This is a genomic window from Actinokineospora diospyrosa (genome assembly GCF_024171925.1).
Taxonomy (GTDB): Bacteria; Actinomycetota; Actinomycetes; order Mycobacteriales; family Pseudonocardiaceae; genus Actinokineospora; species Actinokineospora diospyrosa.
On sequence record NZ_JAMTCO010000002.1, the window covers coordinates 437,054 to 448,833 of the forward strand.

Here is an 11,780-nt window from a genome sequence, read left to right on the forward strand (position 1 = left end):
GGCGCCCCCGGTCGGGAGCGTCCTGGTTGGACCGGTGCGGTCAGGTCACGACCTGCAGCACCGGTTGGTTCGCGGCGGCCTCGCGGCTGTCCAGCTGGACGGCGAACTGGCCCGCGGACAGCCCGAAGGTCGCCACGGCCGGGTTCGCGGTCAGCGCGGCGGTGACGTCGAGCCCGATCCAGTCCGGTGTGCGGCTGATCCGGGCGGTGGCCAGCGCCGAGCCGAGGGTGGGCTGGTTGTCCCACGTCACGCCGGTCTCGGTCCACGACCCGGTGACCCGGTGCGCGGTCACCGTCGAGTGGACGTTGTCGTCGTCGTTGACCCTGCCGTGCAACCACAGCACCGCCCGCTTCGGCGCGCTGGGCAGGGCGAGGTCGAACCGGACGAACGCCCGCCGGTTGTACCCGGTCGCCGCTGTCTTGACCGTGAGCGCTCCGGTGCCGAAGTTCTGGTTCGAGGAGGCGCCGTCGCGCACGTAGGCGTCGGCGACCGGGGCCAGTGCCCAGGCCGTCCGCGGCGACACCGTAGACCCGATGCCGAGGCGGACCGTCCGACTGCCGCCCAGCGAGCCGCCGACCTCGACCAGCAGTGCGGTGGTGGGCGAGGTGCGCAGCACCGTCACACCCGGATCGGCCGCCGCCGCGGTGAAACCGCTGTCCGGCAGGGTGACGAGCACCGTCGGCGCCGATCGGGTCGGGTCGGCGACGGTGACCGACAGCACCGGTCCGTCCTGGCGGGCCAGCACCGAACACGGGCCGTTCGCGCTGATCGCCCCGCAGGCACCCGCGGCGAAGAAGTTCGCTCCGCGCACCTGCCCCGCTGTGACTCCCTGCACCGTTGCCGTGTTCGCCACCACCGTCACACCGGGCGACGCGCTTCGAGCGGAGGTGGTGGCCGCGGACGCGCCGGGCAGGAGCAGGTAGGCGTAGGACGCGTCGACGGGGTTGGTGCCGTGGTCGTACCACAGCGCGAGGTAGCGGCGGGTGATCGCGTCGCTCGAGCCGGAGCTGTCGATGGCGCTCCACGAACCCGTGCGCGCGGCGCGGGACGCGGTGACGGTCGCCCCGCCGAGGAACACGTACCCGCCGAACCCGGCGATCGCCGCCCAGTGCGCCCCGACGAACTTCTTCGACCAGGGCAGCGACGCGGGTTGGGTCGTGCCGTCCACCACCAGCGCGTGCGTGCCCGCCGCGCCGAGGTTGCGGTTGTCCACAACGGAATCGACGGACGAGCCGTCGGTGGCGGTGATGCCCGCGCCGAGGCACACCACGGCGTCGTCGAGGAAGAACCACGACTTGCGGCCGGTGAGGGTCGACTGCAACCCGGTGACGTGCTGGCCGACGGCGGACGCGACGCCGTCGCAGGCGCCGCCCGCCCAGGTGCTGGTCGGCCGGGTCGCGTTCCAGGTGCCGCCCGCCGCGTCGGCCAGCGGCTTGCGCGAAGCGGTGACCCCCGGCAGCCGGTAGGGGTCGACCGTGGGCCAGAACCCGTCGGTGTACTGGTCGAGGCCGTAGTCGCCGCCCCACCAGTACGTCATGCCGCTGCCGGTGTGCCAGCCGCGCAGGTTCTCGCCGTTGCCGGTCTCGTAGAACGTGGTCCGCGCGGAGTGCATCGCCACCGCCATCGTCCACAGTGGACGTCTGTGCACGGACCGGTCCATCGCCGCGAACACCCGGCTCGTCGGCGATTGCGCCGCAGCGGGCACTCCCGCGTCGGCGAGCAGCGCCACCGCGCGCGCCAGGTCCGGTACCGGCATGTCGGCCAGGTACGGCGCGTGGGTGTCGCGGGTGATCCAGCCCTTCACCAGCCCGCGCCAGCGGTCCGCCTCGGTCGCCGTGGCCAGCCCGGTGGTCGCCAGCAGCAGGGTCGAGGCCATGATGTTGTGCCCGCGCTGGTGGTCGTCCTGGTCCTCGCGGGCGATCCCGCGCCCCGAGACGGCGTCCACCACCAGTCCGTTGTGGAGGAACGGGGCGAACGCCGTGTCGACCGAGTCGAAGAGCACCTGACGGTTCGGGTCGGTCACCGCCCACGCCGACCCGGACAGCAGGTGCAACACCTCGGCCAACCCGCCGAGCAGCACGGCGCCGTAGCCGCCCGCGTAGGGCACGCAGGTGTGCTGCAGGAACGAGCCGTCGGCGTAGAGCCCGTCCCCGGTGAGGACCGGGGGGAACACCGGCGACAGCCCGTCGCGGGCGGCGGCGATGCTCGCGGACTGAGCGCCCAGCACCCCGCGCAGCGCGATCACCTGGCACAGGTCCACCCGGTTCGCGCCGGTGCTCGTGTCCTTGTACGCCGCCAATCGCGAGAGCGGCACGTGGTTGTCCACCGCGGCGAGGGCGTCCGACAACTCCGCGGCGGGCACGGTCACCAAGCAGCAGATGTCGAGCAACCGCTGCGGTGAGCCGATCTCCCAGTCCCACCAGTTGTCGTACGGTTCCCCGGTCGCGCTGTACGCGTTGTCCAGCATCCACCGCAGCCCGTCGAGCACCGCGGTGGCCGTGGTCGACGAGCCGGTGTGCCCCGTCCCCGGCTGCGCCCAGGCCAGCGCCATCGTGCGCAACCGCGTGAAGCAAGCCGTCACGTTGCCCGAATCCCCGTCGATCGGGTGGTCGTCCCAGAGCGCGTCGCCCCCGGGCGTCATGTCGTCGAGGTACCTCGTCGCCGAGGCGCCGGTCGCGGCCAGCGCGCCGGTGAAGGGAGCGGCACCCGGGTCGTACCCGACGCCGGTGAGCAGGTCCCGCCACCGCCCGCGCATCGCGTCGTAGGGCGCCGCGGCCCCAGCGGGCAGTTCGAATCCCACCGCGAGCACTGCTGCTGATCCCATTGCTGCCGATCCGATGACCAGGAAATCCCGTCGGGACACCGCCATGCGCTCCGCCTCACGCTCACCCACCGCCGCGCCCATGATCAACGCCTGCCACCGCTAACACGCGGGGTCCCCCGGCCGGGGTTGCAGCACATAAGGATCTTGTTTGTGACCACCACCACCGCCGCCGAGCTGGTGCTCCAGCCGCTCCGCGGCGCGAGCGCCATGTCCCAGTTCCGCCGATGACGTACTTCGGTCTCGCCGGATCGTCGCGGGGTTGGGTAAGTTCTGTGTATGGCGACCGTCCCCCCGGTACTGGGCCGGGCACAGGTGATCGCCCGGTGCCGGGGCGCGCTCGCCGACGGCGGTGGCGTGCTGCTGCACGGGCCCGCCGGGATCGGCAAATCCCTGTTGCTCGACTCGCTGGTCGCCGAGGCCGGGGCCGAGCAGGTGCTGCGGACCGGACCGGCCTCGGCCGACCGGAACCTGCCGCACGTCGCGCTCTACGACCTGTTCGCCAAGGTGCTGCCGCTGGTCGAGCTGCCAGCGCACCTGCGGGCCGCGCTGGACACCGCGCTGCTGCGCGCCGCGCCCGAGCACCCGGTCGACCCGCTCGCGCTGCGGCTGGCGGTGGTCGAACTGCTGCGCGGCCTCGCCGAACGGCACTCGGTGCTGCTGGTGCTCGACGACGCGCAGTGGGTCGACCCGGCCAGCGCCGAGGTGCTGGCGTTCGCGGCGCGCAGGATGACCGGGCACCGGGTGCGGGTGCTGATCGCCGAGCGGACCGACGGGCCACCCACCTGCGCGGGCCTCGCCCCGTCGGTGGTCGAGGTGGAGGTCACCGGGATCGACGCCGAGTCGGTCGCGGAGCTGCTGCGCACCCGGTTGGTCCGCCCGCTGTCGTCGGCGACGGTCGGCCGCGTCGTCGCCGCCAGCGGCGGGAACCCGTTCTACGCGCTGGAGCTGGGGCGCGCGCTGGCCCGGCACGGCGGTTCGGTCGGTGTGGACGAACCGCTGCCGGTGCCGGACAAGCTGCGCGGCCTGGTGCTCGCCCGGCTCGCGCCGCTGCCCGCGGCCGCCTGGGACGTGCTCAGGCTGGTGACCGTCGCGGTCCGACCGGGGCTGGACCTGCTGCCCCTGGGCGACCCCGGGCTCGACCCCGCGGTGGCCGCGGGGGTACTGGTCGCCGACGAGGACGGGGCGCTGCGCTTCAGCCACGCGCTGGTCGCCGAGGTGGTCGCCGCCGAGGCGACGGCCGCGCAGTGGACCGCGGCGCACGCCAGGATGGCCGCCCTGGTCACCGACCCGATCGAACGCGCGCGGCACCGCGCGCTGGCCACCCCCCGACCGGACGCGTCGATCGCCGCGGAGCTGGTGGAGGCGGCCCGGCTGGCCACCACCCGAGGCGCCCCCGCGACCGCGGCCGACCTGCTGCGGCTGGCCGCGCACCGCACGCCCGCGCCGAGCATCCGCGCCGAACGCCTGCTCGGCGCCGCCCGCGCCGCTGCGGAGGCCGGGTTGACGGCTTCGGCCGCCGACCTGTGCCGCGCCGTCGTGCGCATCGCCGTCGGTCCGACCAGGGCGTGGGCCAGGCTGCTGCTGTTCGACCTGGCCGGGCGCGACATCGTGGCCTTCGCCGGGCTGCTCGACGAGGTCGCCGCCGACGCGGGGGAGGACCCGGGGCTGCGCTGCGCGCTGGTGCTGCGCCGCGCCGAACTCGCCACCCACCTCGGCCGCACCGCCGAGGCCCTGGTCCACCTCGACCAGGCCGACGCGCTCGCCGCCCGCGCCGACGACCCGACCCTGCTGATCCGGTCGCTGATCATGCGCATCCCGTTCGCCGCGGCGTCCGGACCCGACACCGAGACCGACCTGTGCCGCAGGCTGACCCGGCACGCCGCGGGCCTGCCGCTGTCGGAACCGGTGGTCTACGCCCGCGTCTACCTCGCGGTGATCAGCCTGCGCCGCGGCGACACCACCGAGGCCGTCGACATGCTCGACCGCCTGCGCCACGAAACCGAGGCGGCGGGCCGCATCCGCGACCTGATCATGGTCCTGTACTCGCTCACCTCCGCCTACGAACGCGCGGGCCGCTGCGCCGACGCCCGCCGCACCGCCCTGCGCGGCGCCCACCTGCGCGTGGACGTCGACCAGAACCCCGGTATCGGCCTGACCCTGCGCGCGGTGGCCGAACTCAACACCGGCAGCCTCACCGAGGCGACCACCCTGCTCGAACAGGCCGAACGCGCCGACGAACAAGCCAGGGACGCCGAATGGGCCGCCTACGCCAGCGGCCTGCGAGCCCGCGTCGCCGCCCTGCGCGGCGAACACCGGGCCGCCGCCCGCCTGTTCGGCAGCTGCCTGGCCACCCTGCGCGAAGTCGGCTACACCGACCCGGCAATGTTCCTAGTGGACGCCGACTTGGCGGAATCCCTTGCCTGGGCAGGACAACCCGACCAAGCGGAAGCCGTCCTGCGCGACGCCCGCACCCGCGTAGTCGCCCAGGGCAGACCCGTGGTGACGCTCGGCCTCGACCGCGCCGCCGCCGTGATCGCCGCCACCGCAGGCGACCCCAGGGGCGCCGCCGACACCCTGCGCTCCAGCCTGCCCCCAACCCACCCGTACCCCCTGGAACTGGCCAAATCCTGGTTCACCCTAGGCCTCCTGGAACGCCGCGCCCGCCGCAAAGCCGCCGCCCGAGAAGCCCTAACCGAATCCCTCCGCCGCTTCAGCACCGCGGGCTGCGTCCCCTGGTCCGACCGAGCAGAGATCGAGCTGTCCAAACTGGACACCCAGGACGCGCCACTCACCGACCTGGAACACCAGATCGTCGCACAACTGCGCGAGGGCGCCACAAACCGGCAGATCGCCACGGCTCTGCACTTGTCGGTGAAGGCGGTGGAGGCCAACTTGACTCGCATCTACCGCAAACTAGGCATCCGCAACCGCGCCGAACTGTCCACATAGCCACTTCGCCCGGTGACCACTGGCCCCCGGAACTCCCCGGCTCCCGTCAGGTCCGCCCCACCTGCCCGGCCGACCATTAAACACTCGAACCCCAGCAGTGCCAACTGGACTTCCGCCAGCTCCCGCCCCAACCCACCCGGCCCCTGGACACTCGGACCAGTCGCCGCCATCCCAACCCGCCGACCCACCCCTGCCAACCCCTGGACACTCGAACCCGGCGGTGTCAGCCTGCCCCCGTCGGGTTCGCCCCAATCCACCTGCCTAGCTCGTGGACATTCGGACTTAGCGGTGCCAACTCGGCTGCCGTCAGGTCCGCCCCAACTCACCCACCCAGCACCTGGACACTCGGAACGGCCGGTGCCAACCCAGCCCCGCTCTCGGCTGCCCTGCCAATCCAGCGCCTGGACAGTCGGACTCGCTGGTGCCAAATGCTCGATGGGGTGGACCTGTTTTGTGTGGGGGGACGGCAGCCGTAGCGTCGTTCAGCGGCAGGGCCTGCTTTTGGGCCCCTGCTTTGCGGTTCTGCCACGGGTGTCGTAGGGGCCCCGCGCAAAACAGGTCCACCGCATCGAGCTTTTCGCATTGTCGCGGATCGGGCCCGAGGTCGCCGCCAGGCGACGAGGCCGACCACCGGAGCCGAAGGCGGAGGCCCGAATCCCTTGCCCCGCACTCCCAGCAACGGCCTACGCCAAGATCAACCTGATCGAAAGCCCCCAAATACACAGCCTACCGCCGCACCCCGACAATCCGGCAGCAGCGACCAACGCCCTGTGGACACCCAGAACCGTTGTGGACAACCAACAACCAGCCCCACAAGATCATCTGCCACAAGAGCCCCCGATATACAGCCTACCGATGCGCACCGACAAACCGGCAGCAGCAACCAGAGCCTGTGGACAACCAACAGCATTGTGGACAACTCACCACACCAGCGCCAAGCTCACCCAACGCGCGAAACTCACCCAACCCGCGCATGAGCCCCCCGAACCCCCCTCAACACCTCCACCCGATCACTCCCCGGCCGCCCCAGCACCCAGCTCGACCCAGGCACCCCCTTGGCCCGCTTCTTCAACGGCGCCAACAACCGCGATGCCTCCCGGTACGACCCCACCGATCCCACCGCGCACACCAGCGACGCCAGTGACACGCTCACCGACATCCCCTCGGTCACCCACTGCCGGTCGACCAGCCGCGCGGCCAGCGCGCTGACCTCATCCAGATCGGTGACCACCAGGAAGTCGTCCCCACCAACGTGCGCTACCCGCGTGCTAGGCAGATCCCGTTCAGCGTCAGCGAGTTCGCGCCCGATGTGGCGGATCAGGTCGTCGCCCGCGGCGAAACCCACGGTGTCGTTGACGAGTTTGAACGAGTCGACGTCGAGCCAGGCGACGACGAACATCTCGGCGTTGTGGATGCGGCGGTCGATGTCGCGGTCGACGACGTCGCTGCCGGGCAGGCGGGTCAGCGGGTTGAGGGCGGCGGCCTGCTCGATCTTGGCCTCGGCGACGCCGCGGACGACCTCGGAGAGGCGGACGACGCCGATGCAGACGCGGTCGGCGTCGACGACGACCACCTCGTCGCCGTGGCGGTCCCAGTCGGTGTCGCCGACCAGGTCGAGCAGCTGCAGGCAGGTCGCGTCGGCGCGGATGGTGCGCGGGATGTCGCCGTGGCGGACCGCGGGCTTCTTGGCGTTGAGGGCGTGGCCGTAGGGACCGGTGACGGCGAGCAGGAAACGGCTGCGCGGCAACGTGCTCACCGGTCTGCCCTCGACGTCGACCAGCACCACGCCGCTGATCGTCGGGCTCTCGGCGAAGGTGTCGCGGACCTCCTCGGCGATCGCGTCCTGCGCCATCGTCGTCGCGGGCCGCAGGTAGTCCGACACCACCGGGATCGGCGCCGCGCCGGTGGTCGCGTTGAGCTCGATGATCTCGGCGACCGGCCGGGGCAGCGGCAGCGCTATCCCGCCCTCCTGGCTCGCCCCGGCGAGCAGGTTCCCCTGCGCCAACCGCACCCCGACGCGGTTGAGGCACAGCAGCTGCTCCTCGGACTCCACGCCCACCGCGGCGAGCCGGGTCCCGGTGCGGGTGCAGTACTGGGCCAGGCACTCGACCACCGCCAGGCACGCGGCGTCCTCGGGCAGCCCGGCGATCAGGTGCGCGTCCAGCTTGATCAGGTCCGGGCCGACGTCGGTCAGCAGCGACAGCGGCAGGTCCCCGTCCCCGATGGCGTCGAAGGCGATCCCGTAGCCCGCCTCCCGCAGCACCCCGAGGCCGTTGATCAGCTCGGCCCGGTGCACCCGGCTGAACGGCGGGGTGATCTCCAGGACGATGTCGCGCGGCTTGCGCCCGGTCTGGTTGAGCGCGGGGCGCAGGAACCGCAGCAGTTCCTCGGGGGCCGTCGCGGTGGCGGCGACGATGTTGACGTGCAACGGCAGTGGCGGGTCCTGCCGCACGGACGCCAACACGGCGCGGCTGGCCAGCGAGATGTCGGTCTGCACCAGCCTTCCCGCCTTGCCTGCGGCGCGGAGCAGGTCGTAGATGTCGCCGGTGCGCGGTCGGGCCAGGGCCTCGACGGCTATTGGCTCACCGGTACGGGTGCTGAGCAACGGCTGGAAAGCGAACCTGACGTCCGGCGCGACGGTCACCCTGACATCGTGCCTGGTCCACCAGCTCAGGTGATAGTTGGTCACCATCTGTTCACCCAGCTGTACCCGGAAGAATGAAACCTGGCTCAGCACCGGTCATCCCGGTGGTCAATACCGCGATAGGACCAATTTCCGGCGAATCTCCCACGAGGCGCCGCGGAACACCCGGGCCATCGCGGCCGCCGTCCCCGCGACGTCCTCCCGGCCGCTCAGGTAAGCCCACCGCAGGTCAGGGGGCAGGGTAAAGAACGCCTCGAAGAACTCCGGCAGTCGATCTGGCGGTAGAGCCAACAGTGCGTGCAGGCCGTGCATCCGCATGCTGTGCACCACCCGTGCGCGGGGCGACCACACCGCCGCCCGCCCCGCCGCCGCCGCTGCGACCGGGCCGCGCGGCCACGCGTCGCTGATCGCCTCGGCCACAACGGGTGCGAGAGTCAGCGCGTCGCCCACGCTGTAGCCCGTCGCCGGGTGGACCATCCCGGCCGCCGCGCCGAACGGGATCGATCCCCGGTGCCACAACGGGGTCGCGGGTAGGTCTACCGGGAACCGCACCCGCTCGACGGCCAATGCCTCCGGCTCGCGTCCCAACCGCTGGTGCAACCGCCGCCGCAGAACGTCCCACCCGACCCCGGGGCGCGCCGCCAACGACGTCTCCTCGAGCAACACCCGGTCGGCCGACACCCCGACGGCGTAGAGGAACGTCGGCGGGCGCCCCCAGTCCATCAGCACCGCGTCACCCGATCGGACAATCCCGTCGGCGGCGGCCGAAGGCACCACAACCCCGTAGGCCGTCTGCTCCACGCACATCCTCCGGAGGGGTCCTCCGGACACCACCCGCCGCGGCCCGCTCGCGTCCACCACCACCGCGCACGCCACCCGCCGACCGGAGCCCAGCCGCACCGTCGCCCCGCGTCGGCCGAACTCGGCCCCCACCGCCTCGTCGTCCACCGCGACCGCGGGCCCGGCCCACAGCTCGGCGCACACCGCCGCGTTGTCCAAGACCGCGTAGTCCCGGCCCAACTCGTGACCGCTCCCGAACACCCGGGTGCTCACCGCCCCGGGGAACCGCCCCGGCAATTGATCGACCCACACCCCGTACGTCGCGGGCCACACCCGCTTCCCGCCCGGTGCGACCACCGCCGTGCTCAGCCCGACCCGTGCGCAAGCGTCCCCAATCGCCCACCCCGCAGGCCCACCCCCGACGACCACCACGTCAACCCGCCGCATGGCCCTCCTCTCCGCCGCTCGCCGTCGCGGGCGACCTACTTCTACGAGATCGTGCCCATCACCTGCGGCCACCTGCTCGACCTGGCACGGCTGCCGCTGTGCCTGCCCATCTGCGCGAGCTGCTCCGGTCACCGGCTCCCCGTCCAGCCCGCTCCGGGTCCTCTCCGCCGACCGGCACCGTTATCTTGATCGGCTGCCGATTCACCCGGTCCAGCGACAGAAGTTATCCACAGAAGACCCTCCCCGCTTCCCCGGTCAAGATCAACTGTCCGCCCCCGCTGGTAGACTGGGCCTGGGGACGCCCCCCGGAGAGGGTGGGGGCTGGGGTCCGGCGGGGCGCGGAGCGCGCGGTCGGGTTTGTGCTGGTGGCGGGGCATTTCCGGGGCGCATCGGGGGAGTGGGTCGGGGTGGGCCGGGTGGCCTAGGCTCGCTGGCATGTCCGATCTTCACCGGCGCCGGGTCGAGCGGCGCGACGGGGTCCAGGGTGTCGGGGGCCAGGGTGTCGGGGTCAAGGGCAGCGGGGATCTGACCACCAACCCGTTCCGCGCCGACCGGGACCGGATCGTCGCCTCGCCGTTCTTCGCCCGGCTCGGCGGGGTCACCCAGGTGGTCAGCGCGGGTGGGTCCGGGGTCCTGCACAACCGGCTCACGCACAGCCTCAAGGTGGCCCAGATCGCCCGCGCGATCGCCGAGCGGCTGACCGCCGACGCCACCTCGGCCGGTCTGCTCGACCGGCTCGGCGGGTGCGACCCCGACGTGGTGGAGGCGGCCGCGCTCGCGCACGACCTGGGCCACCCGCCGTTCGGCCACCTCGGCGAGCAGGTCCTCGACCGGCTCGCCCGGCACCGGTTCGGCCTGCCGGACGGGTTCGAGGGCAACGCGCAGAGCTTCCGGATCATCACCACCACCGACACCAGGGGGCCCGCCGCCGCCGGGCTCGACCTCACCGCCGCGGTGCGCGCCGCGACCCTGAAGTACCCGTGGACCAGGCTGTCGCACCCCGCCGAGCACCCCCGGCACATGGCCGACCCGCCGCGCGGCGCCGCCGAGCCGCCGGACTCGCCCGCGACCGGGTCGAGCAAGTTCTCCGCCTACGTCACCGAACTCGACGACCTGTGGCAGGCGCGCGCGGTGTTCGACGGGCTGGTGCCGCCGTGGCAGCAGACCGTGGAGGCGTCCGTGATGGACAACGCCGACGACATCGCCTACGCGATCCACGACCTGGAGGACTTCCACCGCATCGGCGTCCTGCAGCACGCGCCGGTGTCGGCCGAGTTGGGCCTGTGGGAGGCCGACCGCGCCGAGTTCGCCAAGCTCGACGCCGATGAGCTGGACGCGAGCCGCCGCCCGGGGCAGTCGCTGGAGCGGCTGCGCAGGCGGCTGCACGCGCGCGACTCCTGGGTGGTCGACGACGACGCGTTCGCCGCCGCGGTGTCGCGGGTGCGCGCGGAACTGGTGGACGACCTGCTGTCCATGCCCTTCGACGGGTCCGTCGCCGCCGAGCAGGCCTTCGGCCGGTTCTCCTCCGGGTGGACCGCGCGACTGGTCGCGGGCGTGCACGTGGTGGCCGACCCGCCGACCCGCTCGGGGCACGTGCTGCTCGGACCCCAGCAGTGGCACGAGGTGCAGGTGCTCAAGTTCGTGCACCGCCGGTTCGTGCTGCTGCGCCCGGACCTGGCGCTGCACCAGCGCGGCCAGGCCCGGCTGCTGACCAAACTGGTCGAGGCGCTGGAGCAGTGGCTCGGCGACCGCTACGAGGCGGACCGGTTGCCGCGCAGGCTGCACGACCTGGTCGAGTTGGCCCGCGTCGAGTACGGGCGGTTGGCCCAGGACAACCCGGCGGCGCTGGTCGGCGCGACCGGGGAGTGGCCCGAGGGCGCCGCGACGGTGCTCGCGCTCGCCCGCGGCCGGGCCGTCATCGACTTCGCCGCCTCGCTCGGCGACGGCCAGGCGGCGAGCCTGCTGGAGGCGTTGTCCGGCCGGACCGGACAGTTCTGGTCGGACGCTTTTGTGCTGTAAGAAAAATACCGAGCGTTACAACTGGACGGTGACTATCACTCGAACGGTAGATGTCACCTCGTTGGTGTGAACCATACGTTCACCAGGTCGGGAGTACTCCCGGCGTTGGGCGGCGTG

5 protein-coding genes are annotated in these 11,780 nt (G+C 72.5%); 2 read left to right on the forward strand and 3 right to left on the reverse strand.

Annotation, left to right across the window (positions count from 1 at the left end):
* Positions 1-40: 40 nt before the first annotated feature.
* Entirely contained in the window at positions 41-2,893 is a 2,853-nt protein-coding gene (locus LV75_RS04480) for a polysaccharide lyase family 8 super-sandwich domain-containing protein (protein ID WP_253885324.1), read from the reverse strand.
* Between the two features lie 207 nt (positions 2,894-3,100).
* Between LV75_RS04480 and LV75_RS04485 the strand changes: the two genes are divergently transcribed.
* Positions 3,101-5,773 carry an AAA family ATPase gene (locus LV75_RS04485; protein WP_253885325.1) on the forward strand — a complete coding sequence of 891 codons (2,673 nt, stop codon included), beginning with the start codon at positions 3,101-3,103 and terminating at the stop codon, positions 5,771-5,773.
* A gap of 958 nt (positions 5,774-6,731) precedes the next feature.
* Here LV75_RS04485 and LV75_RS04490 read toward each other — a convergent pair.
* Entirely contained in the window at positions 6,732-8,417 is a 1,686-nt protein-coding gene (locus LV75_RS04490) for a GGDEF domain-containing protein (protein WP_253885326.1), read from the reverse strand.
* Between the two features lie 108 nt (positions 8,418-8,525).
* Complete coding sequence (locus LV75_RS04495; protein WP_253885327.1) at positions 8,526-9,644, reverse strand: lycopene cyclase family protein; 1,119 nt, start codon at positions 9,642-9,644, stop codon at positions 8,526-8,528.
* Positions 9,645-10,079: 435 nt separating this feature from the next.
* Here LV75_RS04495 and LV75_RS04505 point away from each other — a divergent pair, with 435 nt between their 5' ends.
* Positions 10,080-11,663, forward strand: a complete 1,584-nt coding sequence (locus tag LV75_RS04505; RefSeq protein ID WP_253885328.1) for a deoxyguanosinetriphosphate triphosphohydrolase family protein — start codon at positions 10,080-10,082, stop codon at positions 11,661-11,663.
* Positions 11,664-11,780 lie beyond the last annotated feature (117 nt).